This is a genomic window from Amycolatopsis sp. DG1A-15b (assembly GCF_030285645.1).
Taxonomy (GTDB): domain Bacteria; phylum Actinomycetota; class Actinomycetes; order Mycobacteriales; family Pseudonocardiaceae; genus Amycolatopsis.
In genome coordinates this window covers 4,203,897-4,227,660 of the sequence record NZ_CP127296.1, presented here as the reverse complement: position 1 = coordinate 4,227,660, position 23,764 = coordinate 4,203,897, and the positions used below count along the sequence as shown (strand labels likewise).

At 67.5% G+C, this 23,764-nt stretch carries 24 protein-coding genes and 1 pseudogene; 12 read left to right on the top strand and 13 right to left on the bottom strand.

The genetic code is table 11. The features are described 5' to 3' along the window. The first annotated feature begins 75 nt into the window (after positions 1–75). The 4 genes and pseudogenes from QRY02_RS19265 to QRY02_RS19250 all read left to right on the top strand — a co-directional run. A complete protein-coding gene (locus QRY02_RS19265) occupies positions 76–3,018 on the top strand; it encodes a helix-turn-helix domain-containing protein (RefSeq protein ID WP_285992911.1) in 2,943 nt (980 codons plus the stop codon). Positions 3,019–3,134: 116 nt separating this feature from the next. Next, positions 3,135–3,275: a hypothetical protein gene (locus tag QRY02_RS19260; protein ID WP_285992910.1), complete on the top strand. Its 141-nt coding sequence runs from the start codon at positions 3,135–3,137 to the stop codon at positions 3,273–3,275. 287 nt (positions 3,276–3,562) lie between these two features. Next, positions 3,563–5,014 carry an IS66 family transposase gene (tnpC, locus tag QRY02_RS19255; protein WP_285992909.1) on the top strand — a complete coding sequence of 484 codons (1,452 nt, stop codon included), beginning with the start codon at positions 3,563–3,565 and terminating at the stop codon, positions 5,012–5,014. A gap of 200 nt (positions 5,015–5,214) precedes the next feature. Then, positions 5,215–5,466, top strand: a pseudogene (locus QRY02_RS19250) (transposase); the annotation flags it as partial. Between the two features lie 300 nt (positions 5,467–5,766). On the opposite strand, the gene QRY02_RS19245 reads toward QRY02_RS19250, so the two are convergent. The 5 genes from QRY02_RS19245 to QRY02_RS19225 form a co-directional block, all read right to left on the bottom strand. Further along, positions 5,767–6,963 carry an IS701 family transposase gene (locus QRY02_RS19245; RefSeq protein WP_285992908.1) on the bottom strand — a complete coding sequence of 399 codons (1,197 nt, stop codon included), beginning with the start codon at positions 6,961–6,963 and terminating at the stop codon, positions 5,767–5,769. 673 nt (positions 6,964–7,636) lie between these two features. Then, positions 7,637–8,713 (bottom strand): alpha/beta hydrolase, encoded by a 1,077-nt coding sequence (locus tag QRY02_RS19240; protein ID WP_285992907.1) that lies wholly within the window; start codon positions 8,711–8,713, stop codon positions 7,637–7,639. Between the two features lie 317 nt (positions 8,714–9,030). Continuing rightward, entirely contained in the window at positions 9,031–9,798 is a 768-nt protein-coding gene (locus QRY02_RS19235; protein WP_285992906.1) for a GAF and ANTAR domain-containing protein, read from the bottom strand. Between the two features lie 30 nt (positions 9,799–9,828). Beyond that, complete coding sequence (locus QRY02_RS19230; RefSeq protein ID WP_285992905.1) at positions 9,829–10,608, bottom strand: GAF and ANTAR domain-containing protein; 780 nt, start codon at positions 10,606–10,608, stop codon at positions 9,829–9,831. Further along, positions 10,605–11,330 carry a GAF and ANTAR domain-containing protein gene (locus tag QRY02_RS19225; RefSeq protein ID WP_285992904.1) on the bottom strand — a complete coding sequence of 242 codons (726 nt, stop codon included), beginning with the start codon at positions 11,328–11,330 and terminating at the stop codon, positions 10,605–10,607. The genes QRY02_RS19230 and QRY02_RS19225 overlap by 4 nt, the downstream gene beginning before the upstream one ends. 389 nt (positions 11,331–11,719) lie before the next feature. Here QRY02_RS19225 and QRY02_RS19220 point away from each other — a divergent pair, with 389 nt between their 5' ends. Beyond that, positions 11,720–12,106 (top strand): STAS domain-containing protein, encoded by a 387-nt coding sequence (locus QRY02_RS19220; RefSeq protein ID WP_285992903.1) that lies wholly within the window; start codon positions 11,720–11,722, stop codon positions 12,104–12,106. Positions 12,107–12,125: 19 nt separating this feature from the next. Here QRY02_RS19220 and QRY02_RS19215 read toward each other — a convergent pair whose 3' ends face one another. From QRY02_RS19215 to QRY02_RS19200, 4 genes are all read right to left on the bottom strand, one after another. After that, positions 12,126–12,869, bottom strand: coding sequence for a GAF and ANTAR domain-containing protein (locus QRY02_RS19215; RefSeq protein ID WP_285992902.1), 744 nt, complete (start codon positions 12,867–12,869; stop codon positions 12,126–12,128). Between the two features lie 26 nt (positions 12,870–12,895). After that, positions 12,896–13,618: a GAF and ANTAR domain-containing protein gene (locus tag QRY02_RS19210; protein WP_285992901.1), complete on the bottom strand. Its 723-nt coding sequence runs from the start codon at positions 13,616–13,618 to the stop codon at positions 12,896–12,898. A gap of 202 nt (positions 13,619–13,820) precedes the next feature. Beyond that, a complete protein-coding gene (locus QRY02_RS19205; protein WP_285992900.1) occupies positions 13,821–15,056 on the bottom strand; it encodes a PP2C family protein-serine/threonine phosphatase in 1,236 nt (411 codons plus the stop codon). 567 nt (positions 15,057–15,623) lie between these two features. Further along, complete coding sequence (locus tag QRY02_RS19200; protein WP_285992899.1) at positions 15,624–15,887, bottom strand: hypothetical protein; 264 nt, start codon at positions 15,885–15,887, stop codon at positions 15,624–15,626. Between the two features lie 810 nt (positions 15,888–16,697). On the opposite strand from QRY02_RS19200, the gene QRY02_RS19195 reads away from it, so the two are divergent. Further along, complete coding sequence (locus QRY02_RS19195; RefSeq protein ID WP_285992898.1) at positions 16,698–17,030, top strand: helix-turn-helix domain-containing protein; 333 nt, start codon at positions 16,698–16,700, stop codon at positions 17,028–17,030. 175 nt (positions 17,031–17,205) lie between these two features. Here the strand turns inward: QRY02_RS19195 and QRY02_RS19190 are convergent, their stop codons facing one another. Beyond that, entirely contained in the window at positions 17,206–17,376 is a 171-nt protein-coding gene (locus tag QRY02_RS19190) for a hypothetical protein (protein ID WP_285992897.1), read from the bottom strand. Between the two features lie 497 nt (positions 17,377–17,873). On the opposite strand from QRY02_RS19190, the gene QRY02_RS19185 reads away from it, so the two are divergent. After that, positions 17,874–18,161 (top strand): hypothetical protein, encoded by a 288-nt coding sequence (locus QRY02_RS19185; RefSeq protein ID WP_285992896.1) that lies wholly within the window; start codon positions 17,874–17,876, stop codon positions 18,159–18,161. A gap of 260 nt (positions 18,162–18,421) precedes the next feature. Here the strand turns inward: QRY02_RS19185 and QRY02_RS19180 are convergent, their stop codons facing one another. Continuing rightward, positions 18,422–18,778, bottom strand: coding sequence for a hypothetical protein (locus QRY02_RS19180; protein WP_285992895.1), 357 nt, complete (start codon positions 18,776–18,778; stop codon positions 18,422–18,424). Between the two features lie 140 nt (positions 18,779–18,918). Between QRY02_RS19180 and QRY02_RS19175 the strand changes: the two genes are divergently transcribed. Then, the gene (locus QRY02_RS19175) at positions 18,919–19,536 is read left to right on the top strand and encodes a hypothetical protein (protein WP_285992894.1); all 618 of its coding nucleotides are present in this window, start codon (positions 18,919–18,921) and stop codon (positions 19,534–19,536) included. Here the strand turns inward: QRY02_RS19175 and QRY02_RS19170 are convergent. After that, positions 19,526–19,777 (bottom strand): hypothetical protein, encoded by a 252-nt coding sequence (locus QRY02_RS19170; RefSeq protein ID WP_285994126.1) that lies wholly within the window; start codon positions 19,775–19,777, stop codon positions 19,526–19,528. The two genes, QRY02_RS19175 and QRY02_RS19170, sit on opposite strands and share 11 nt — an antisense overlap. Here QRY02_RS19170 and QRY02_RS19165 point away from each other — a divergent pair. From QRY02_RS19165 to QRY02_RS19155, 3 genes are read left to right on the top strand one after another with little or no spacing between them, the layout of a single operon-like run. Next, a complete protein-coding gene (locus QRY02_RS19165) occupies positions 19,697–20,113 on the top strand; it encodes an aminotransferase class I/II-fold pyridoxal phosphate-dependent enzyme (protein WP_353069289.1) in 417 nt (138 codons plus the stop codon). The genes QRY02_RS19170 and QRY02_RS19165 overlap by 81 nt on opposite strands. Before the next feature lie 51 nt (positions 20,114–20,164). Further along, positions 20,165–20,596 (top strand): hypothetical protein, encoded by a 432-nt coding sequence (locus QRY02_RS19160; RefSeq protein WP_285992893.1) that lies wholly within the window; start codon positions 20,165–20,167, stop codon positions 20,594–20,596. Beyond that, positions 20,593–21,264, top strand: a complete 672-nt coding sequence (locus QRY02_RS19155; RefSeq protein WP_285992892.1) for an FAD-dependent oxidoreductase — start codon at positions 20,593–20,595, stop codon at positions 21,262–21,264. Before QRY02_RS19160 ends, QRY02_RS19155 begins: the two co-directional genes overlap by 4 nt. Positions 21,265–21,374: 110 nt before the next feature. Here the strand turns inward: QRY02_RS19155 and QRY02_RS19150 are convergent, their stop codons facing one another. Continuing rightward, positions 21,375–21,584 carry a helix-turn-helix domain-containing protein gene (locus QRY02_RS19150; RefSeq protein ID WP_285992891.1) on the bottom strand — a complete coding sequence of 70 codons (210 nt, stop codon included), beginning with the start codon at positions 21,582–21,584 and terminating at the stop codon, positions 21,375–21,377. Positions 21,585–22,531: 947 nt separating this feature from the next. Here QRY02_RS19150 and QRY02_RS19145 point away from each other — a divergent pair. Then, positions 22,532–23,695 carry an ice-binding family protein gene (locus QRY02_RS19145; protein ID WP_285992890.1) on the top strand — a complete coding sequence of 388 codons (1,164 nt, stop codon included), beginning with the start codon at positions 22,532–22,534 and terminating at the stop codon, positions 23,693–23,695. Positions 23,696–23,764 lie beyond the last annotated feature (69 nt).

The window sequence follows — 23,764 nt, the reverse complement described above, 5'->3', positions numbered from 1 at the left end:
CGGCGCCGAGATCTGGACACCGGACATCAACGTCCGGACAATCGGTAACCGGTCATGGGGGAGGGTTGTCAGGAAATGCCGCGCGCTGAACGACCGTTGGAACAAGACGGTTCCGTGCTGTCAGAGTTCGCCTCTGACCTGCGAGTTCTTCGAGAGAAGGCGGGGAGTCCGCCATACCGCGAGCTGGCTCAACGAGCGCACTATTCGTCGACGACGTTGTCCGACGCCGCCGGCGGGCGGCGGTTGCCCAGCTTGGCGGTGACGCTGGCCTACGTCGCGGCCTGCGGTGGCGACCGTGGCGAGTGGGAGCGCCGTTGGCACGCTATCGCCACCGACCTCAACGAGGTCGATCGCGCGCCAGACGACCATGCCGCCGTGGATGCGCCTTATGTCGGGTTGGCGGCGTACAGCTCGTCGGACGCCGAGCGGTTCTTCGGCCGTGAACGGCTGGTCGACGACCTTCTCGCACGACTCCGACAGCAGCACTTCTTAGCCTTGTTCGGTCCGTCCGGAGCCGGGAAGTCGTCCGTGTTGCGCGCGGGGCTCGTCCCGAACCTCCGCGCGAGGAACGACGCGGGCCCGGTCGTGCTGTTCACACCCGGTCCGCATCCGCTGCAGGAGTGCGCGCTGCGGCTCGCACCGCTGCTGGGCACCATCGCGTCGGTGGTCGAAGCGGAGCTGACCACCGAGCCCAGGGGTCTGGTGACTCTAAGCAATCAGCTGTTGCTCGGCCGACCATCTTCCGCAGAAACCGTGATCGTTGTTGACCAATTCGAGGAGATCTTCACTCTCTGCGCAGATCGCGACGAACGAGACGCGTTCATGCACCTGCTTCTCACCGCCGCGTCCGCGGGATCGAGATGCCGGATCGTGCTGGGTGTACGCGCGGACTTCTACGGCCATTGTGCGCAACACGAAGGGTTGGTCGCGGCACTGCAGGATGCCCAGGTCACCGTCGGCCCGATGACCGCTGACGAACTCCGCCGGGCGATCACTCGCCCGGCAACCGGCGTCGGCTGCGCGGTCGAGAGCGACTTACTCAGCGTGTTGATCGCTCACACTCACGGGCAGGCCGGCGTCTTGCCTCTGTTGTCGCACGCGTTGCGAGAGACGTGGCGCCGCCGCAAAGGCAACACCCTGACCCTCGCGGGCTTCCGCACCGCTGGGGGCCTGGACGGAGCACTTGTTCGCACTGCGGAGGCCGTGTTCGGCGGATTGACGGCGCCCCAGCAACGCTTGGCCCAGCACCTGCTCAAGCGCCTCGTGGTCATGGGCGAGGGCACCGAGGACACCAAACGCCGCGTCCGCCGCAGCGAGCTTGACGACGCTGACGACACCGCGGCTGTTCTTCAGGTTCTCGGCGACGCGCGGTTGCTCACCCTCGACCGGGATACCATCGAGATCACCCACGAAGCGCTGATCGGTGCGTGGCCGAGACTACGACGGTGGCTCGACGCGGACCGCGAAGGCCATCGGCTTCACCGGGAACTTGGCGACGGCGCGACCACTTGGGAGACCCACGGTCGAGATCCTGCCACTCTGCTCCGGGGCAACAGGCTGACCCTCATCGCCGACTTCGCCCGGCGAAGCGACGAGCTGACGGTTCGGGAGCGAGAGTTTCTCAAAGCGTCAATCGCTGCACGCGACCGCGAGCAGTCGGCGGACAGACGGCGAATCCGGCGCCAGCGTGCGCTGATCGCCATCCTGACCGTCATCGTCATGCTGGCTTCGGCTGCGCTGGCCTTCGCCATCAACTCCCAGCGCAACGCCACACAACAACGCAATACTGCGCTTGCCCTGCGCGCCGCCGCAGCCGCGATCGATCTCATACCTCGCGACGCGACACTTGCTGCCCAAATAGCCCTTAGTGCATACCGCCTGCAACCGACGCAGGAAACCATGGAAGCGTTGATCAGCGCCTCGGCCATGGCACACGGCATAAAATTTCCGTCAGGCGGGGTTGATATTTCGGACGATGCTCGAACACTTGCAGTCCTGAATCAACCGGCGCGAACGACAACAATATACACTGTCGCCGAGTACGGCCTAGATGTCAAGGCGCGAATCCCTGCACCTGTCAGTGGTAGTCAGCCCCCTTACCTCAGTCCTGATGGTAAACTTGTCGCCGCAATAGAGGGGCGTGAAGGTATTGTCATTTGGAGTCTCGGTGATCAGGTGACTCCACCCGCCAAAAGGGCAACGATACCCCGGGCGTCCTATATTGCCGATTGGTCCTCAGATGGCCGCTACCTTCTTGCTGCTGACGGTGACTACTCCGAGCCGGGTCAGCCGCTGCATGCGGCTTTTAGGCCGGCGGTCTGGGATCTCGCAAACCTGGATTCCCCGGCTCTGATTGCGGAGCTGACAAATAGTAACGGCAGCTTCTCTGGAAAATTCATTGGTGATTCACGAACCGTTGCGGCCTTGCAGTCGAAGTCGCCCGAAGCTCCAGATCAGGGCGTTGACCTCATATCACTTGATCAGCCAGGATCACCCCGGAAACCCTGGCTGAAAAGCGTTAAATCAGGTCAGGTTATCGAACTCCACATTTTGAATAGGCGACAGACCGCATGGACCACGCAATCACTCAGCGGTGGGCAAATGGAGTTGACATCCTGGAGTATCGAGAATACCGGAGATCCGTCTGAGCTTGGAAAGGTCGCGTTCCCTGCTGAAGTCGTCCCTCGCATTGAAACCTTGACCGATCGCAATCCGGCGACCGTAATCGCCACAAATGGCAACCTTGCCTCAATCTGGGACCTTGCGGATATTCAGCGACCAAAGCGAAAACTCACGGTAACAACTGGCGGCTCCCGTCCGGCTGATTTCCGGCTTGCCCCTGACGGGCAAAACCTTCTCGGCATCCTTGGTCTAAGTAGCGAAGAAAACATTCTGGCGCATTGGGAGTTTGATCCAAATAAGGCGGCCGCCAAAATGTGCGGCGGAGCTGAAAAGGTATTGCCTCCAAATGTCTGGGACGAATATTTTTCGGGATTGGACTATCGGTCACCCTGTTGACGTGGAGAAGTCACTGCAATTCGCGTAACGTCTGGTGCATGTCAGATGAGCGGGTCAATTGCGAGTCGACGCAGTCGCACGTGAGCGGGTTCGCCGGGCCGGGACGGTCGTGATGCTTGGACTCCTTCGGAGAGAAGGGGTTCCTGGGCAACGTCGTGGTGACGCGGGAGATCACGCTGCGGGGCGCGTTCCGCTTCGACGCAGAGTTCGATGACGCTCTCGCCGGCTCGCTGCCGGACTGCCGGTGGACCCGGTGACGACCCACCGCTTCCTGCTCACCGAAGCGGCTGCAGCCTTCGACACCGTCGGCGACCGGATGGTGGCCTCGAAAGTCCTGCTCGACTTCACCGCCTGGTGATGCCAGCCCCGTGGCGTAGGTGGAGATGCTTTGCGCCGGGGCAGTCCATGGCGTTGATCGTGTTCGCGCACACCGGACCGCCAACGTGAACCGGCTGGCGACCGGCTTCGGTGCAGCGCTATGGTCTATCGCATGAACACGCATCCCGCGCAGGGAGTAACTGTTCAGGTCGTTGTCGGGCTGTGAGTGGGCCTGTGGGATGATCTTGTTGTGGGGGAAGGTGTTCGTCCGTCGTATGACGAGCTGGCCGCGCTGGTCGCAGCGCAGGCGGTGGAGCTCACGCGTGCGCGGGAGGAGATCGGCCGGCTACGGGACGAGGTCGCCCAGCTGAAACGCCGCCTCGGGATGAATTCGGGTAATTCGTCGATGCCGCCGTCGTCGGACCGGTTCAGCAAACCGGCGCCGAAGTCGTTGCGTGGCAAGACCAACCGTAAGCGGGGTAAGCAGCCGGGAGCGCCGGGGGCGAGCCTGTCGCTGGTTGAGGACCCCGACAGGGTCGTGGATCATGAGCCGTCGTCGTGCTCGGGATGCGGCACCGAGCTTCGCCGGCACGACGAGGTCGGGGTGACCCGCCGGCAGGTGGTGGACCTGCCCGAGGTGCGTCCGTCGGTGACCGAGCATCGCCTGCACCGGCTGCGGTGCCGCGGATGCCGCCACGTCACCACCGCGCCCGCGCCGGCCGAGGCGACCGCACCCGCCTGTTACGGGCCGAACGTGACCGCGCTGGCGGCGTATCTGCTGACCTACCAGCACATCCCGGTCGCGCGAACCGCGCAGCTGCTGGAAGACCTCATGGGGCTGCCGGTCTCGACCGGCTGGGTCGCCGGTGTCCTCACTCCGGTCGCCGCCAATCTCGACGAGTTCGCCCAGCGGGTCGAGCAGGCATTGCGGGTAGCGCCGGTGGCGCACTTCGACGAGACCGGCATCCGGGTCGAGGGCCGGAACTGGTGGCTGCACGTCGCCTGCACCCCACATCTGACCGCCTATCTGCCGCACCGGCAGCGCGGTGGCGAGGCGATGGACGAGTTCGGGATCCTCAACTACTTCCGCGGTGTCGCCGTCCACGACGGGCTGATGTCGTATCAGGACTTCGGGCGCGAACATGCCCGCTGCAACGCCCACCACCTGCGCGAACTGGTCGCGGCCGGCGAAGCCCACCCCGAGCACACCTGGCCCACGATCGCGTTCAAGACGCTCAAAGAACTCAACACCGCCGCCCATACCGCACGAGACGCCGGCCTGGACGCCATCCCCGCCCACATCCGCGATCCGCTGATCTCGAGGTTCGTCCGCACTCTCCACCTCGGCTTACTGCTGCACCCACCGAGTCGGGATCGCAAGCAAAGCAAGACCCGGAACCTGCTGGTGCGCTTGCGCGACTACCAGCACCAGGTGCTGGTATTTGCCCGCGACTTGACTGTCCCGTTCACCAACAACCAGGCCGAACGCGACCTGCGGATGATCAAGGCCCAGCTGAAGATCTCCGGCGGCTGGCGCACCCGGCACGGCGCCCACGCATGGCTACGCGTCCGCGGTTACCTCTCCACTGCCCGCAAGAACGGCCTCCACATCATCACCGCGCTCCGCGACGCTGTCACCGGAAACCCCTGGCTGCCAACGAACATCGAAATAGCCTGAACAGTTACTTCGCGAGACTCTGGATCACCTGGTCGAACAGGTTCCGGAGCTGGAGCCCAAGCGTCAAATCATCGAGGAATCCTTGCGGACACTACGTCGGCCTGTGCGCAGCATCGACACATCGGCCGGGTGCAAGCTGAAGGTGATCGTGGACTCGATCACCATCGCGGGGCCGGCGGTTGACGTGAACGAATCAGTCTCCTGTGAGCCAGGGCTACTACATTTGCTTCGGCCCCGCTGGCACCGACCTTCGCGAACTGGTGCGCGTCGCCGGAAGCCGCTGGGCGATCGAAGAAAGTTTCCAAACCGCGAAGAACGAGACAGGACTCGACCACTGCCAAGTCCGCCGATACGAAGCATGGTATCGGCATATCACCCTCTCCATGGCAGCGGCGGCATTCCTCGTCCTCACACGAGACGCCGCGAAAAAGGAGGATCCACATCCGGCCTGATATCACTCACCTCCAACGAAATCCGCAGACTATTCAACCGCGTCACCGCACCGGCCCGGCACGCAATCCAGCATGCGATGCACTGGTCGCGATGGCGACGAACCAGCCAAGCCCGAGCGCGTGCCAGCCACTGCCGGCGACGCGGCCATCACGAACTGTCGTTGCAGTACTAGTACTCCAGCCGCACTTCGTGATCAAGGATGTGTCTTCGCTGGTAGTGGGCTTGCTGAGCTCGATGTTGATGGCGTCGGCGCCAGTGTGACCAGGCCCAGGTGTTGAAGCGGTCGAGTGGGGTGGTGATCAGGTGTGCCAGGAGACGCTTGACCTCGCCCAGCGTGACTGGGATGAGGCCGCTACCAGGGCTTTTGGGGCGATCGCGGCGGTGACGGCGAGGTAGGTGTGGGCGAGCATGGCCAGGGTGATGTGCCGGTACCAGGCGTCGTAGCGGCGGACCTGGTACTGGTCCAGGCCGACATCGGTTTTCGCGGTCTGGAAGCAGTCCTCGATCGCCCAGCGCGCCCCGGCTACCCGGATCAATTCCTTGTTGGTCGTTCCTGTTGGGGCGCAACACAAGTAGTAGGCGATTTCGTGCTTGCCCTTGTTGTTCCGGGTGAGCGACCGGCGGGCCAGCAGCCAGCGTCCCCAGCCGGGCGGGGTGGTGTCGGAATAGGTAGGCAACTCGGCGACGGCCCAGTCGAACATCCGTGGTCCTTTGGCGCCGTCGCCGCAGCTGCGGCGTTTCCATGCCTCATCGGGTGCGTGGGCCACGAGTGCGTCGGCACGAGAGGTGCCCGCCACTGCGGGAATGGTCTGGCTACTGGGCACGGCCACGACGTAACCGAGCCGGCGGTCTTCCAGCCAACGACGGAATTTCGAGTCACCGCCGTAGGCCTCGTCGGCGGTGACCCAGGTCGCGGGCACCCCGGCGTCCAGGGCACGGGCGAGCATCCGCCGGGCGAGCACGGGCTTGGTCGCGAACTCGACCTGGTCGGGAACCGCGGCCTCGCGGCAGCGGTCCCGATCGGCGGTCCAGGATTTCGGCACGTACAGCTCACGGTCGATCAAGGTCCGGCCTCTGCTGGTGGCATAGGCACAGAACACGCCGAGCTGACAGTTCTCGATGCGTCCGGCAGTGCCCGAGTACTGGCGTTGCACCCCGGCGGATTTCGTGCCCTTCTTGAGAAATCCGGTCTCGTCGACGATCAGCACACCGTCCCGCTCACCCAGATGACCGATCGCATAATCACGGACATCGTCACGGACGCCGTCGGCGTCCCAGGCTGCCGCGTTGAGCAGCCGCTGCATCCCATCCGGAGTGATGTCCCCGGCGGCCTCGGCCAGCGTCCAGCCGTTCTTACCGGCCAGCGGCGCCAGCAAACCACGCACATAAGCACGAGCCCGCCGTCGAGGCTCAGCCCGATGGAACCGCCCCGCGACCTGCCCAAACAGGTCATCCAACCCAGACACCCAGGCCGCCAGGTCATCATCACTCAGCACAAGATCGACACACTACAAGCAAAACATCACGAAGTGCGACTGGAGTACTAGACCCTGCTGGGTTCCTTCGGATCGACGACGAGATCGACGAGGTCATCACCGCCCTCGCCGACGGTTCGCCGGCGGCCGGACCGGTCGTCACCTTCTGATGGCGCCTTCGAGCTGGGAGATCCCGTGAGCGCGGCACTCCTGTCCACCGCGGCCACCGACGCGGATCATGCTCGCGACGTGGCACTACAGAACGTGGCTCAGCGGGCGGGGGACGCGGAAGTCCACGGACAGCGTGTGGCGGTTGCTCGAGATCCGGCCGACTCCTGCGGCCCCCAGGACGACTGGAGCACCAAGGCGGGGCTCGAGTACTTGACCGACCTGAAGCCGCTGGGCGGTCCGAGTACCGCTCCGAAGCCGGATCCCGCGTTGTACGCACCTATTCGCCGACACTGGATGCCGTGGGCACGGTGAAGGGCAAGGCGAAGTCGGCGAAGAACAAGCTGTCCTGACTTCGCCCACGCGGTGCGAGCCGTTTCCGGACGACCCGCACCGCGGCGTGGGGCAGGCGCCGAAAGCGCACGGGGAGAACGGATGCCCCGGAACGGGATCGGCGAAGGGACCACCCAACGATCGTGGACGATCTGCCGCGGCCGGCGGAGCCCGGGCTGGTCGTGGGCGGCGCCTACGCAGGGAGCCGAACCGAATGTCCCCTCCGAAGGGCTTCACGCACACGTGTCGGTTCGGCTGCGCGTAGCCAATCGAGAAGCGCCTCGTAGACAGCGTCGTCGTGGAGCAGGCTGAAGTGGTTCAGCCCGCCGAGCCAGACGATGTCGGCGTCTTCGGTCAGGTCGTCGGCCCGCACCGGGGCCACGAGGAGGTCGCCGACGAGCCGGCCCCACGTGCTTCCTTCCGTGCGGGAGAGCGTCGCTGACACGAACAAGCGTCGGACGCCCGCTCCGCCTTCCGGACGCCAGGGGGATTCGGCTCCGGCCGACCATTGTGACCGGTGCACGTAGCCGTGCGCGAGATCCTGGATACCGTCGCTTCGGGTCGAGAGCAAGCGGGCCAGGGGCGTCGCGACGGGCGACTTGCCCAGCAGCCCCGCGACCTGGGCGACGCGTCGTTCCAGCGGCGCGCCGCTGTGCGGCGTCCCCAGGCACACCAAGCGCGTCACCCGGGAAAGCCATGAGACGTCTTGTTCCTGCGCTTGGTAGAGGGCACTTCGGGCCACCAACCCACCCATGGAGTGTCCGATGAGGACGATGTCGGTGACGGGTACCGGCCACGAGGCGACCAGCCGGCCCAGCAGGGCGACGAGATCGCCGCCGTTCTCGGAAACGTGCCGGCCCGAGTTGTACCGGACATACACGGGAGTGGTGTCCAGGTCATCGGCCAGGCGTGCGCCGAAGCCGGTGCCGCGGAACCAACAGCGCTCGGTTTCGACGAGTCCGTGCAGGAAGACCACCAGACGGCCCGTCGCGTCGGGATGAGCGGCGGTCAAGGAGCTGTGGTCGAGGGTGACCGGTCGGCGAGCGGATCGGACGGTCATTTCGTCGCTCGGTCCACGCCCGGCCGCGGGTAGACGTACTCCGAACATCCCGTGAGCGAGGCCGGTGGCGTAATGCCCGGGGGCGGATTCGAGGACGGACGTCGTCCAGTAGTCCCGGGCCAGCAGAGCGGGTAGCTGCGAGGTCGCCAGCGCAAGGGCAGCCAACCCGCCCACCATTTCGCCGAGCGCCGATGTGGCCTTTTTGATCATTTCGCTTCTTCCGTCCGCGTCGCCGCAGAACCGGCTGACCTCAAGCGGTGGCTACCCGTCTGGGGAGCCGCTACGCGGCGCGGCGCGCACATCCCGACGTGACGTCCAGCGCACGAGGGCAGCTATCACTGTCTCTGAACGTGGCAGTGGTCCGGTCTTCCCGCAGGTGGATCCGACTAGGAGAGCGAGCAGGGACACACGGCGAACAGTTCGACCAGGAGACATCCTTAATGCAGGGAGAACCGGAGAGGGCGTTCCCGGCTCCAGGCCGTACTGTCAGGCTGTCATTCGGGTTCGTTCTCCGGTGCCGCCGGCAGTCATCGCTGCGGGCGCTTCAGGACCTCGGCCAGTTCGACATTGCCGTCGACGACAGCGCGGGCGAGTTCGGTGAGACGCAGGTGTCGCGCGCGGGCGTAGCCGCGCAGCCGGGCGAACGCCTCGTCCATCGAAACGGTGCCGTGTTCGGCGAGCACGCCCTTGGCCTGTTCTATCACCAGGCGGCTGGTGAGCGCGGTCTGCAGCTGTTCGGTGAGCTGGTCGCCACGTTCGATGCTCCGCTGCTGAAGGATGCCGATCGTGGCGACGTCCGCCAGTGCCTGCCCGAGCTCGATCTCCTCCCGGTCCGCGCCGCCGGTTTCGGTGTTCAGCAGGGTCAGGACTCCGATGACCTGATCGCGCAGCCGCATCGGCAGGGCCTGTGCGGTGCGGAAGCCACATTCAGCGGCGGCCGCGGCGAACCTGGTCCATCGGTGCGCCTCGGCCGGCAGGTCGGTGCAGGACACCGGCGCTCCGCTGCGCACGCAGTCGACGCACGGACCGTCGTTGGTTTGCACGGCGAACAGTTCCAGCAGCTCGGCCCGCTGCGAAGAGGTGGCGGCTACCTGCAGGCCGCGGTTGGCGTCGAGCAGGATTACCCCGGCGGCCGAGACGCCGAGCAGGTCGACGCAGTGTCCGGTGAGCATGTGCAGGAAGTCGGCGACGTCAAAATCCGCCACGAGGGTGTCGGCGAGCTCGACGAACGTGCGAGATATCCGCTGCACCCGATCTTGCAGCGCTTGCTCCGGTGCTTCAGGGGTGGTTGCCATGAGTGGTGGTTACCCTCATCCAGCCCGATCTCACGGCCGCGACGCGTCGGGCGATCCGGTCAGCAGTTCGGCCGGGTCGAGGTCTGCGGTCGCGACGTCGTGCGCCACATCGGAAAGCCGTCGGTGGTGCGTGCGGGCGTATCCGCGCAAGGCGAGGTAGGCCTGGTGCATGTCGAGCCCGCCGGCTTCCGCGAGGACGCCTTTGGCCTGTTCGACGACCGTGCGATGGTGCAGGGTCGCTTGCAGCTGTTCGGACACGACCTCGTCGTGGCGGATCGCGCGCTGTTGCAGGATGCCGATGGTGGCGATGTCGGCTAGTGCCTGGCCCAGGGCGACGCTGGCGTCGTCGATGGCTCCCGGGGTCGTGCCCAGCAGGGTCAGTGCGCCGATGACGTCGTCGCGCAGCCGCATCGGGACCGCGCACGCGGCGCGGAAACCCGCGTTCACCGCCGCCGGCGCGAACTGGGGCCACCGATCGGACTCGGTCGCCAAGTCGGCGCTGGCCACCGCGATACCGGTGTCGACGCAGTCCAGGCAGGGTCCCTGGAGGGTTTGCGCGGCGAACACCTCGATCAGTTCGGCCTGTTCGGATGACCCGGCGGTCGGGCGCCAGCCGCCGCGCTGGTCGGAGAGGACGACTGCGGCGGCGTCGACGTCGAGCAGTTCCGCGGCCCGCTCGGTGAGCATGCCGAGGAAGTCGAGGACGTCGAAGTCGGCGACCAGGGTGTCGGCGAGGGAGACGAACGTCTTCGCGAGCCGCTGGTCCCGGGCGTCGCTCATCTTGTCGGCCCCTTCGTGACTGCGTGTCATTGCCCGTCCTCGGTATCGGTGAAGCGCAGTGACCGCTCGACGACCTGCCGGGCGACGTCGGCCAGGGGCACGTTGTGGGTGAATGCGTAGGCACGCAGCCGCATCAGCGCCACGTCGGTCGTCGAACCCAGCTGGACCTGGACCATGCCTGTGGCCTGGTGCACCTGTGCGTACGGGTCGGCCAGCCAGCTCACGTCCTCGGTGCGGTGCCCGTCCAGATCGGCTATCACCCCTTGGGTGGCCAGGTCACTGAGGATCAGCGCGTCGGACAGCTCCAACCGGGTGAGCGGGCCGGGCGTGTCGCGGTAGAGGTCCAGCGAGCCCAGCCGGACCACCCCGATCTGGAGCGGGAAGGAGAACACCGCCGCCGCGCCCAGCTCGCACGCTGCGGGGGTGAAGGCGGGCCACCGTGCGTTCGCGGCCGCCAGATCGGCGATCAGCACCGGGCCGCCGGAGGCGAAGGCGTCCAGACATGGCCCTTCACCGACCGTAAGCTGCAGATCTTCCAGCCCGGCGCTGACGTCGTTGGTCGCGTGCACCAGTCCACGGCTCGGCGACGACCCGTTGCCGCCGGGCATCGTGCTCAGGACGGTGGCGCCGGCTCCGGACACGGACAGCTCCCGCACGCACCGCTCGCACGCCAGGCTCACGGCGGATGCGGAGCGGACGGCACCGTCTGCGGCCAGCAGGGCCTGCATCCGCTGACGCCGGTTTTCCACCATCGGTCCTCCAGGCGCTCGACCCTCGTGCGACTACGCACAGCGTACGACCCGACCCGCGCAGGTAGCCGCCATGGGCCGTATCCGTCCTGAATACGGGGTGGCATCAGCGAACGCGGCCCGGTCGGCGTGAGTGGCGAGAACTCCTCGGCTTGTTCGGTGACGATTCTGCTGCTCAGCGCGGAGTGCAGCTGGCTGGTGAGCCCCGTCCACCCGTCTGCTCCATCGGAGTGACGGGGATGATCCGGATCGTGCGTTGGTTGATCGCGTCACCTGGGCGAGTTACCGTGGCTCTGCGTGGTTGAGCAATGCCACCGCCTTCCAACGCTTTGGCCTGGCCGGGTCCCCGCCTTGTCGTTAGCGTCCGACCTTGACGCTGTGCAGGGGATTCGATGGACAAGTTGCCCGGTTGGACCGACATCGGTCATGACGCGCTGCTTTCTTTCCGGACGTCTCGTCCTGAGCCCGGGGTGGCGGTGGTGGCGATCAGGGGCGAGATGGATCTGGCCACCGCTCCGCCGATGGCGGACGAACTCGACACGGTTCACCGCGAAGCCCCCCGGCGGCTCGTGCTCGACATGTCCGGCGTGGCTTTCCTGTCGTCGACAGGTATCGGAGCGCTGCTGAACCTCCATCGTGAGTGTCAGTGTGGCGACACGGATCTGGCGTTGATCCCGTCGTCGCTCGTGCGGCGTGTACTGACTGTGGTGGGGTTGGCCGAGGTGTTCACCATCATCGAACCGCCGTCACAAGAGGCGGATCCACGACGTCTCGCCTGATGGTTGCCAGGGTGCGCGGTCAGCGAAGGGGAGTGCCGAGGTCCGCGGGGTCGAGGGTGCCCTCGGCCAGTTCGCGCGCGACATCGGAGAGCCGGCGCTGCTGCCGGTGGGCGTACTCGCGCAGCCGGGTGAACGCGTCGTGCATGTCCAGGCCGTCGTGTTCGGCGAGGACGCCCTTGGCCTGCTCGACGACGATGCGTTGGTGGAGCGTGGCTTGCAGCTGCTCGGCGAGGAGCTCGCCGCGGTCGGCGGCGCGGTGGTGCAGCATGCCGATCGTCGCGACGTCCGCGAGTGCCTGCCCGACGGCGATGGTGTCGGCGTCGAGCGAGACGGGTTCGTGGTTGAGCAGGGTCAGTGCCCCGATGGTCTGCTCCCGCAACCGCATCGGCACGGCCGACGCCGCGCGGAAGCCCGCGTCCAGGGCCGCGGGCGCGAAGCGGGGCCAGCGGGCCAGTTCCGTGGCCAGGCTGAGGTCGGCGCTGGTGACCGCCTTCCCGGTGGCGACGCAGTCGAAGCACGGACCTTGATGCGTCTGCGCGATGAACAGTTCCAGCAGGTCGGCCCGCTCGGACGAGCCGGCGGCGGGCCGCCAGCCGCCGCGCTGGTCGGACAGGATGACCCCGGCGGCGTCGACGGCCAGGAGTTCGACGCTGCGCTCGGTCAGCAGGGCCAGGAAGTCCAGCACGTCGAAGTCGGCGACGAGCGTGTCGGCGAGCGCGACGAAGGTCCGCGCCAATCGCCGGTCCGGGTTGCCAGTGCTCATGCGACGCGCCTCTTCTCCGTTGGTCATCAGGCGGGTTCCCCGTCCGGGGTGAACCGCAACGTCCGGGCCACGACCTGGCGGGCGGCGTGGGTCACCGTCACGTCATGGGTGAAGGCGTAGCCGCGCAGGCGCAGCAACGCCGTCTCGGTGGTGGCGCCGAGCTGGACGCTCACCATGCCGGCGGCCTGGTGGACTTCGACGTGGGCATCGGCCAGCCAGCTCAGATCGGTGGTGGCGTGGCCGTCCAGCTGGTCGATCACGGCGTGCGTGCCCAGGTCGGCCAGGATCAGCGCATCGGTCAGCTGCAGCGGGGTCAGCGGACCTGGCCGGTCACGGTAGAGGTCCATCGAGCCGAGCCGGACCACTCCGACCTGCAGGGGAAACGAGAACACCGCGGCCGCGCCCAGCTCGGCCGCGGCCGGGCCGAACGCCGGCCATCGCCCCAGGTCGGCGGCGAGGTCGGACACCAGGATCGGTCCGCCCGCGGCGAAGGCATCCAGGCACGGGCCTTCACCCACGGTGAGCTGCAGATCTTCGAGCCCGGCGCTCACCGGATCGCTGGCGTGCACCAAGCCCCGGCGGGGACTGCTCACCGCACCGTTGTGGCTCTCACTGAGCACGGTCGCACCGGCGCCGGACACGGCCAGATCGGAGACGCACAAGCGGCAGATCTGCGCTACCCGCTGTCCCCGGTCGATCTCGCCTTCGGCGGCCAGCAGCCCCTGGAACCGCTGCCGCCGCTCGGACACCTTGACCCACTCCCATCGTGTGCCGTACTCCGAGGGTAGGCCGTCTGTGTGGCGATCGCAGGCCGCCGGTTCGACGGCTCCGTGCAGGTCGTCGCTTCGTCGGTCGAGCGCGTCGACCGGTCGCGATCCGTTCGACGACGTTGAAAGGATCGCAGCTGTGGTCGCGGGCGGCGTGGCAGCGCGATCGTGAAAAGTGGAGAGGCTAGGCGGGCGAGGCGGTGTCGGTGTCGGCGCCGTTGTCGGCCTGGCGTTCGGTGCGATCGGTTCCGTGCCAGTCCAGGCAGAGCACGGTGGCGTCGTCCTGGAGCTGGTTGCGGCAGGCGTGCCGCACCGCTCTGGTCACCGCCCGCACCACCTCCCGGGAGTGGAGGCCCTCGGTTTCGCGGATCAGAGCGGGCAGGTCGACGTCGGCGGCGTCGCGTTCGAGCATGCCGTCGGTGAGCAGTACCAGCCGGTCACCGGGGCGCAGGTTCAGCCGTTGCACCAGGTGCCGGTACGGCTTGAAGCCGAAGAGCAGGTCGATCTCCAGCTCGACCGCCTCGACCACGCCGTCGCGCAACAGCAGCGGCGCGGGATGGCCGGCGTTCACCAGCTCGACCCCTCCCGTGTGCAGGTCCACCCGGAGCAGCAGCCCGGTCGCCAGGGATACGGCCTCGCCGTGGTCGAGCAGGGCCTGGTTGGCCTGCCGGGCCTGCTCCGCCAGATCGTGACCGGCTCGGCGGGCTCCGCGCAGCGCACCGACCAGCAGGGTCGCGGTCAGTGCCGAGGTCACGTCGTGACCAGTGGCGTCGGTGATCGACAGGTGCAGGGTGTCGCGGTCCAGGGCGTAGTCGTAGGTGTCGCCGCCGATGTCGTCGGCGGGCACCAGGGCACCGGCGATGGTGAACTGGGCCGCCTCGCAGCAGGACGCCGAGGGCAGGAGCTGGTGCTGGATCTCCGCGGCCAGGCTCATCGGGGTGGTGCGCCGGCCGGTGTGGTAGCGGTCGGTGAAGCGGCGGTCGGTGATGATGACGTAGGCCAGCGCGTGCGCGGCTTCCCCCAGCTGTGCCAGCACTTCCTCGTCGCAGGAGGGCACGGTCACCTCCAGGACACCGATGCAGTCGCCGCGGTTGGTCACCGGTAGCACCGCCAGGACCCCGCCGTCGTTTTGCTCCTGCCACGGCTGCTGGGTGCGCAGCACCGTCTCGTAGGCGCTGTCCCGCAGATCGACCGGCTCCGGGTCGGGGTCCTGCGCGGTCGAGGCCAGCCGAACCAGGTGTTCCTCGACGAGGTCGACCAGCAGGAAGGAGACGTCGAAGGCGCCCAGCCGCTTCGCCAGGTCGCGCGCGACGACCTCGACCGACTCCACGGGCGGGGCACTCTCGGCCGCGCCCAGCACGTCACCCGGTCCCAGCGCCCCACCGTCCACAACGACCTCCGCCCCCTCGAGCCCGCTCAACCTCATCATCCACACCGCCCGGCCACAAGGTAGCCGGTGACTCCAGGACTCCGCCTGGCCAGGACTGCGTACCGGGTGGAGGCTGGGGCCGAAGCGGCCCCAGAGCCGGCACAGGGCACCAGTTGGTCGCGATCGGGTGGAGCGAAGGCGATGCCGGTGTTGCGAGCGGCGCAACATCGCCTGTTCTACCTCGACGAACACCCGCGGGCGGTCTGCGCGTGGCCGGCATTTGCTCGATGCGTCCGCCGCAGCCGGCACGGTCCCCAGCGTGGGCGGCCGCCCACGCGGCATCCTGGGCAGCGGAGAGCCGCCTGGCCGTGGCGGCCTGAGCGGCGAGCAAGTCCCTGCCGCATGCTTCGGCGACGCTCTCCGCGGTACTGACCGCGATCTGGTGCCTCAGCGTGCGTGCTCGGAGTCGGCGGTCTCGGCCAGCCGCTCTGGCACACCTGGATCTGTGATCCGCTCCCACTCGGAACCGCCCGGGAGGGCTTGGTCATGATCCCCACGTCTCCGGTCGCGTGGGCACCGCGGGTCCCGTGTCGTTCACCCGCGTCGGCCGGTCGGGTGTCAGGCGCCGAGACGGCTGTAGATGCGGCCGGCCAGTGACGCGGCCAGCTGGTCCAACGCGGCCGGCGGGTCGAGCTGGGCGAACTGCCCGAGCAGCTCCGCCGCCGCATAGGCCTCGGCCTCCGACAGCACGGCCGCGCACCGCTCCCGCCGGCCCTGCTCCAGCAACCGCGTCAAGGCTTCGGCGTACTCGGCCATGTCACGCACGCCGACCAGGCCGTACCGCTCATCGAGCGGGCTCTGCTGCGTGATGTCGTCGCTCACGGTCGTATGCGCTCCTCATCACCCGTTCGGCTGCCTCCAAAAATCTATGTCGGCCGGAGTAGACATTCAACGGTGGGTATGTGTAGTGTCCTCCTTGTACCGAGAGAGACAACGTCAAGCAGGCGCGGGAGAGGACGTAACTACCCGCGAGGTGAGACAAGGCGGTCAGGCAGCGCGGAGCCGATCTAGGGAACAAGGTTTCGGCTGGTGACCGCGAGCATTACTCCAAGACCGGGTCGTGAAGAAGGTTCGACCGAGCAGTACCGGTCCTGGAGCGGAAGTGCAGGACGCGGGTGGAGTGAATGTGCCCGTGAAGAACGGCAGTATCAGTGTTGCACGCAGTTGCGGTATCGGTAGTTGAAGATCGGCAGTACCAGTAGTTGTTGTGTGCAAGTGCAGTTGCAGGACATGTCAGGTGGCCGGGGCCGATCAGTGAACGGGGCTCCGGGCAGTGACCAGCGGCGTCAGCGTGCTGGGACCGATCAGTGGAAGGGTTCCGGCAGTGACGTGCGCAGCGAACGAAGTAGAAGTTGCAGTAACCGGTAAGTGGAAAACACAGGAAAGAAGGGAACGGGAACATCATTGGATCGCCCGCAGCGGCCAGATAGCGCCGCGCGGGTGCCGCAGTTCCATCGAGTTCGGAGGTGGTGCTCGGTCACGAGTAAGCGATCCCCGCGTCATCCGGCTTTCGGCCGGACGCGGGTGCAGGACGCCGGCGGTCGCGCCGGTTGACAATGGTGAAGATCCCTACCCTTGAGGACCCCGGGTGCCGTAGATGGCACCCGGGGTCCTCTGTGACGTGGAGGTGGAATGATCCCTGACCAACAAGGCCCGGCCACGCCCAGCACGGCCGACAAGTTCGACGACGAGCAGTACCCCGGCTACACGATGGGCCGGGCCGCCGACATGCTCGGCACCACGCAAGGTTTCCTGCGCAGCCTGGATGAGGCCGGGCTGATCACGCCGCAGCGCTCCGCTGGTGGGCACCGCCGCTACTCCCGGCACCAGCTGCGTCTGGCCGCGCGGGTGCGGGAACTGGTCGACCAAGGCACCGCCATCGACGCCGCCTGTCGCATCATCAGCCTGGAGGACCAGCTCCACGAAGCGCAGCGCCGCAACACCGCACTCCCCGCCGGCGACTGAATCTCCGACTCGGCACGCGGCCCTGGCGCCGCGTGCCGATCGACAGCACAAGCCACAATCGTCCTCGGCCACCGCGCGGACGATCCGACCACCGGCGCCTGTTACTCGCCACCGCGCCCGATTGGGCAAGACCTGATGGCGTCGCGCATGGCGGCCGACCCCGACCTGAGCATCTTCACGCTGCCTTGGATTCCTTGTCGCGGTGGCCCAGCGGCCGCGACGGTGGCAGGGCGGCGGTCAGGGCTGCTCTGAGGTCCAGCGCAGTGCCGGTTCCGGTGGACTGGGGGTCGAGGGTGACGCTGCGGTGTTGGGAATGCAGGGTGACCCGTCGCGGATGATCGGTCATGACAGTGCAACTTCATGTGGTCGCGGCGGATTTTTGTGATCGCGGCGGACGAGGAAGGTGGCGGGCTGCGTCCTTGGAATGAAGATCGCGTCGACGTTCCGCTGGTTACAGCGGTTAGGGGCGACCGCAAGTGTTTCCCCCTCGCGGGGGAGAGTGCACGCCTGCCGAACGTCGTGTGCGAACGACCATCGCGACATGCCCGGAACGGTGGGCAAATGAGCAAGATCGTGCCGTCATGAACGCTGCCGGACCGGTAAGTGGGTGGGCCCGGGGCCTGTACGCGCGGTCGGATGCACCGTGACGATCAGCTGGTCTACCCACGCGATGAGCACCGACATGCGGGCACTCGGTCGAGTGATAAAGCGTGATCATTCGGGTGACGCTGCGTGTCCGTCTGTAACCCATACGGTTGTCGCGGCGACCTTCAGAGCAGCACCGTGGCCGCGCAGCGTCACAGCAGGCGCGGCCCGGATGGTGAGGAAGGAGACCATCCGTTGATGATTGCGGATCCTGCACGTCGGCTCGGCCTGACCCCCTGGGCCTACTCCGCCCGGCACGCCCGCCGCGCCCACTCGGACCGGCTGCGGCGGCTGACTTTGCTGCTGCTCGCCGCGGCCGCGGTCGTGCCTGCCGACATGATCGCCGGGACCTTCGCCCCGGTCCTCGCCGCGGCCGCGGCGGCGGCCGCCGCGCTGGTGCTTGTCGCGATCTGGCGGTGGCGTCACCGTGCCCGCCAGCTCGAGCAGATCCTCTCCGACGAACTCGACCACCGCCACCGCACCTGACCGGTCGCGTATCTCGGCCGCGACATAGGGGCGGCAAAACGCTATGAGGCTTCCCGAGGGGTTGGTCGTCGGAAAGCCGAGTGTGGCGAGGAGGTCGATGGCTAGCGATAGTGAGAGCGGTTGGTGCCACCTGCGGCTCTACCACGTCGCTAGGGACCGGATTGCTCGGTTACGCCGACGCCCGCCCGCCAGCTGATGCACCTCGTCCAGTCGCTGGAACCGTACTCGTTCAGATGCAGCTGGCCTTGACTTTCACGCTGCTACCCGGCAGCTGGAACCGCCCAGCCGCTCGCCTGCGCCGCGCCGCGCTCATCGTGCTCGGAAAGCAGGTCAATGCTGGCCAGCCGGGCAAGATCGTCGGTGATCCGCCGGTGCAGATCGGTGGCAGCCTGCCTGAGTTGTGCCAGCTCGGCCAGCGTCACCTCCTGAGCCCCCGCCGCGGATCGGTGCCGGCCGGAGAGCCCCGACGCGCGCCGACGGATTGAGGCTGTTCGGGAGTTCACGTCGCCAGCGCGTCGACGCGGATCGTGGTTGGCAGCCTGGCCATCCCTGCCCTGCAGATCGCCGAACGACGACAAGCAGGATCGTCCGACGCCGGCAGCCGGGTCGTCAGTCACCAGGCCCCGCAGCCTTGGGCGCCGGCCGCGGGGAGGAGGGCGGTTACGTGGTTGCGTGAGCCCGGGGGGCGAAGATCCGCTAACGCACGTGTTGCTCCGTTCCGCCCCGCGCACCGGATCCGGCGCGTTAACTTCCCTTCATGGTGCGCGCTCTGATCTGCCTGGTCCTGTTCGCCGGGGCCACGACGCTGGCCGGCTGCTCGTCGGACGGCGGGCACGAGGTCGCCGTCGACGCGGTCCGCCAAGCCGCTTCCGGCGCCATGCCCGCGAACTGCCCCGTCGGCTTCGATCTGCCCGGTGCCCTGCGGACCGCCGGTGTCGATCGCCCGGTGCAGCCGGACGCCACCGACGTCGAAGTGTCCGAAACCGACACTCCCGCGGCCGACCCGGTCGCCGCGCAGCAGAACGGGATGTCCGCGCTGGACGCGGCCGCCGGCGCCTACATCGAGTGCGGCTACCGGGTCGACGGGAAGGCGCTCACGGTCCGCCTGGTCGCCACGCGGGCCACGGGCGCCATGGCGTTGCTCGCGCCGCAGCTGCAGCGGGACGCGCACCTGGCGGTCGACGAGCTACGGGCCTTCCTGGACACCAAACCCGGCCCCGGCGAGGTCAAGGTGGTCGGTGGGTCGGTGGCCGCCGTCGGTCTGGCGGCCACCGGCGGGGACGCGGCCCTGCTGGTGTCCTCCGAGGCGCCCGACCTGCACGACGACGCCTTGGGCACGGTTGCCGGCGCGCTCCTCGGCCAGATCAAGTTCTGAGTTCCGCCCCGTGGTCCCGGCTGTCGTAGCGCCAGAACGGCCGCACGCTCAGCGCCCCCGAAAGTGTCAGAAGTCGGCCCACGACGAGCGCCGAGCCGCCCACCGCCGCCGCTAAAACCTGCTCGGTACTGGCGGGGGCAAGAGCGCATGCCCGCTCTGTGTGGTCTCCGTGCGCTCTTGCGCCCTTGGTCATAAACAGCAGGTCATAACCACTCATGGTGCTGTCGATGCGATCGACCATGTCCTGGGCGCGTATCTGACTCGTTCGGATGCTGTCGCGTTCGAGGACCCGTGTTTCCTGGCCGGCATTGGCGTGATCAGGGTCAACGGGTACCGGATCGCGCCGGTCGACATCGCGGAGTCGCTGGCGGCGGCGTTGCGCCACGGTGCCCGGGCCGCGGTGGTCACTTCTCGTGCACTCAACCCGACCGGCGCCAGCGTGTCCGCCGAGCGCGCGTCCGAGCTGCGTGCGGTGCTGGCCGAGCATTCCCATGTGCTGGTCATCGAGGACGACCACTTCTCCGGAGTCGCCAACACCAACACCGCCCCGGACGTCTCCCGGAACCCGCCCCGGTAGGAGCGGCGCCGGAGCCAACCGACGAACGGGGACAGCACGAACGTGTGCGTCGTGGCTGGTGAGGCACGCAACGGTCGATCAATCCGACCGGGCTGGCCGGATCAGCCCGCCCAGTTCACCGCGCTCAACGACGACATCGTTCCCAACGGCGGCAACGGCCTGCGCACGACATCGATCACCGACCGGCGGGTCCACATCGACACCGGCTATTCTCCGCTGCTGGAACGGGCCGGCCTGCTGTGGCCGGAACTCGAAGCCGAGACGGGGCACGAGATCCTGACCCGGTGCGGCGGTCTGTCGATCGGCGCACGAGACGGGGAGTACCTGCCGGAGCTGCTCGCCTCCGCGACGGCGAACGGCACCCGTTCGAATTCCTCGACCACGACGAACTCGCCGTCCGCTACCCGCAGCACCGGCTGCGGCCGGACGATTGCGCGCTGTTCGATCCGTGAGCGGGCTTCCTCCGCACCGATCGCGCGGTGACCGCGGCGACGGAGGCCGCCCGCGCGGCCGGCGCCGAGGTGCTGGAAGGCACGGGCATCGACGAGATCCACGAGGAAGCGGGCTCGGTCGTGCTCCGGCGCGGGACGCGCACGTGGAGGTTCGAGCGGGTGATCGTGACCGCCGGCGGCTGGTCGGCGCACCTGCTGCCGCCGCCGGTCGCGGCCGCCGTCCACCCGCGCCGGAACTACCTCACGTGGTTCGTGGCCCGGCGACCCGAGGAATTCACGCCGGAGCGGTTCCCGGTGTTCATCCGGATCGAAAGCGACCGTTCCCTCTACGGCGCACCGAGTACCGACGGGGTGACGGTGAAAGCGACCCTCGACGGGCGCTCGACGCACGCCGACCGGGTCCGGCGTGAGCTCACCGAGGAGGAGATCGCCGAGACCCACGAAACGGTGGCCGAGTTCCTGCCCGGTCTGGTCCCGAGCATCGTGCGCGCCGATGCGTTCCCGGATCTCTTCACGGCGGATCACGCCCCGTTGCTGGGCAGTCTGCCGGGGCGGCCGCGCACGGTCTTCGCCACGGGTTTTTCCGGCCTGGGCTTCAAAGTCGCCCCGGCGTCGGCCGAGGCCGCGGTCTCGATGGCGTTCGGCGAGCCCGCGACCGAGGCGAACGGCCTCCACCCCGACCGCTTCGTGCCCGCATAAACTCCCGGGCCAGTTCAGTCCACTGTGGACGGACCTGGTCTCAGTCGGCGGGTCGCCCGGTTCGCTGCGCGTCCAATGCCGTCACCGCCACGTGGAGCTGGGCCCGGAGGTCACCGGATTCCCAGGTCTACGTCCATGACCTGTTCGATCAGCCGTAGCCGCTGGTACAGGGCTTGGCGGGACAGCTTGCTGCGTCGCGCGGCGATCGACTTGTTCCCCGCCGCGGCGAGGTAGTGGCGCAGGGTGTCCAGCAGGGCGGTGCCGTGGGCCTGGTCGTGGCTCAGCAACGCCGTCAGCGGGCGTTCGGCGTAGGCCTGCACCCGCGGGTCTTCGCGCAGCGAGTAGAGGAGCTCGGGAAGCCCGATGTCGTGGATGGTGTAGATCGACGGTGGGCCTTCGCGCGGCTCACCAGCTGCGTGACGAGCTGCTCGTCCAGGCCGTCCAGTCCGGTCTCGGCCTTCGGGTCCTCAGCGTTCTCTACGCCGGACATCATGTCGGTCATCAGGTGCACTTCCATGATCAGGAGTTGCACCGCTCGTTTTACAGTCCTTTGGCAGACGTCATCCCCGTGGGCTGGTGTTCGACGGTAATCGGTTCGTCCGCCAGCAATGAATCGATTGCAATCAAGGCTCACGTCACCGGTGACACCGGTTTTCCGAATGGTGGCGCCGGGTCGTCCGGCGCCGCGTGGATGTATTGCGTTTCTTCGGGGAAGACTGGGAACGGTCAGGTCCGGGCCCGTGGGCAAGCGGTCACCGACTGCCAGTCGTTCCTGTCGCAGTCCTGCGACGGCACCACGGCCGGTGATCCTGTCGCCGTCACCGAGCGCCCTGGCCCTGGCCAGGCCCGGAAATCTACGGAGAGTGGGCTGAGGAATCGAGCAGTGAAAGGTAGTAGGGCGGTTGAACATTCCCGTACCGAGTGCTGCGGTCCTGTCCGACTGCGCCTCGGCCTGGCGAAACATGATTTCACTGCAGAGGTTCGTGGTGACGGTTGTGGCTGGTGACGTCACTCATGTGGGTGATTCCTTCCCTCATGCTTTCGTGTGGTTCAACTGGTCTTCGCTGGCATGTCGAGTCCTCTCTGTCTATTGTTCACCGAATCGGAACAGGTGGCGGATCCTCGCTTCCCCGTGTGGACGCTTTTCCGGCCCAGACTCCCGCCGGCTTGCCAGTCGAGTCGGTGGGAGGGAATACCCATGAACAGCGATGGCCGCAGAACATGGACGTGGCGCCGAGGTGGTGCCGTCGTGGGTTTGTCCGCGGCGGTGAGCACTCTGGTTCTGGGGCTGGTGCTGGGGGTTCCGCAGGCCGTTGCCGCGGAAGCACCGGTCGGGCTCGGTACTGCGGCGTCCTATTCCGTGCTGGGCGGGCAGACGGTGACGAATACCGGTCCCACGAAGCTGGCCGGAGGTCTCGGTGTCTCTCCCGGTACCGCGATCACCGGTTTCCCGCCCGGTAAAGCGACCGGTGCCACGCACGCGGGTGATGCCGCGGCCGCGCAGGCCCAGTCCGACCTCGTCGTCGCCTACAACGACGCCGCCGGCCGCGCTCCGACCGCGAGCGTCGCGGGTGATCTCGTCGGCCAGACCCTGGTCGGTGGCGTATACAAGTCCACCGGCCCACTCGCGCTCAGTGGAACCCTGACCCTCGACGGCCAGGGAGACTCCAACGCGGTCTGGATCTTCCAGGTCGCCTCCACCTTGATCACGGCGTCGGCGAGCAACGTGAACCTGATCAACGGTGCCCAGGCGTGCCACGTGTACTGGCAGGTCGGCAGCTCGGCGACACTGGGTACGAACTCGAACTTCGTCGGCACGATCATGGCGCTGACCTCGATCACCGTGACGACCGGCACCGTCGTCGCCGGGCGCGCGCTGGCCCGCAATGGCCAGGTCTCCCTCGACAACAACACCTTCACCATTCCCCAGTGCGCCACGACCCCCACCACGACACCGAGCACCAGCACCACGGTGTCCTCGACCTCGGACACGAGCACCACGGTGTCCTCGACCTCGGACACGAGCACCACGGTGTCCTCGACCTCGGACACGAGCACCACGGTGTCCTCGACCTCGGACACGAGCACGACGGTGCCGTCGACGTCGCATACCCGCACCTCAGTGCCGTCGACGTCCCACACCTCCACCACGGTGCCCTCCACCTCCACCAAGGACACGAGCGCGACGTCCACCACCGGCAGTGAGACGACGTCCAGCTCGCCAGGGGTGGGTCTGGGCACCACCTCGTCCGGCATCGGCGGCACCGGCGGCGGCCAGGGGCACGACAACGGGCCCATCGGTACGTCCGGCCTCGCCAGTACCGGGGCCAGCCCACTGCTGGGTGCTCTGGTCGGGCTGGGAGCGTTGCTCGTCGTCCTCGGCGGATTGCTGCTCGTCCTCGTCCGCCGCTTCCGCAGGGCAAAGCGGTAAGTGCCGGACGATTCCCCGACAGCGCCCCTGCCCACGGGCAGAGGCGATCGGGCTTGTGGTCGAACCGAT

Excerpts from the sequence above, each read along its gene's own strand:
- QRY02_RS19215 (WP_285992902.1), bottom strand. The coding sequence starts at position 12,869 with ATGAGCACTGGCAACCCGGACCGGCGATTGGCGCGGACCTTCGTCGCG.
- QRY02_RS19195 (WP_285992898.1), top strand. The coding sequence starts at position 16,698 with ATGATCCCTGACCAACAAGGCCCGGCCACGCCCAGCACGGCCGACAAG.
- QRY02_RS19185 (WP_285992896.1), top strand. The coding sequence starts at position 17,874 with ATGATTGCGGATCCTGCACGTCGGCTCGGCCTGACCCCCTGGGCCTAC.
- QRY02_RS19225 (WP_285992904.1), bottom strand. The coding sequence starts at position 11,330 with ATGGTGGAAAACCGGCGTCAGCGGATGCAGGCCCTGCTGGCCGCAGAC.
- QRY02_RS19235 (WP_285992906.1), bottom strand. The coding sequence starts at position 9,798 with ATGGCAACCACCCCTGAAGCACCGGAGCAAGCGCTGCAAGATCGGGTG.
- QRY02_RS19220 (WP_285992903.1), top strand. The coding sequence starts at position 11,720 with ATGGACAAGTTGCCCGGTTGGACCGACATCGGTCATGACGCGCTGCTT.
- QRY02_RS19175 (WP_285992894.1), top strand. The coding sequence starts at position 18,919 with ATGGTGCGCGCTCTGATCTGCCTGGTCCTGTTCGCCGGGGCCACGACG.
- QRY02_RS19170 (WP_285994126.1), bottom strand. The coding sequence starts at position 19,777 with ATGGTCGATCGCATCGACAGCACCATGAGTGGTTATGACCTGCTGTTT.
- QRY02_RS19240 (WP_285992907.1), bottom strand. The coding sequence starts at position 8,713 with ATGATCAAAAAGGCCACATCGGCGCTCGGCGAAATGGTGGGCGGGTTG.
- QRY02_RS19190 (WP_285992897.1), bottom strand. The coding sequence starts at position 17,376 with ATGACCGATCATCCGCGACGGGTCACCCTGCATTCCCAACACCGCAGC.
- QRY02_RS19265 (WP_285992911.1), top strand. The coding sequence starts at position 76 with ATGCCGCGCGCTGAACGACCGTTGGAACAAGACGGTTCCGTGCTGTCA.
- QRY02_RS19230 (WP_285992905.1), bottom strand. The coding sequence starts at position 10,608 with ATGACACGCAGTCACGAAGGGGCCGACAAGATGAGCGACGCCCGGGAC.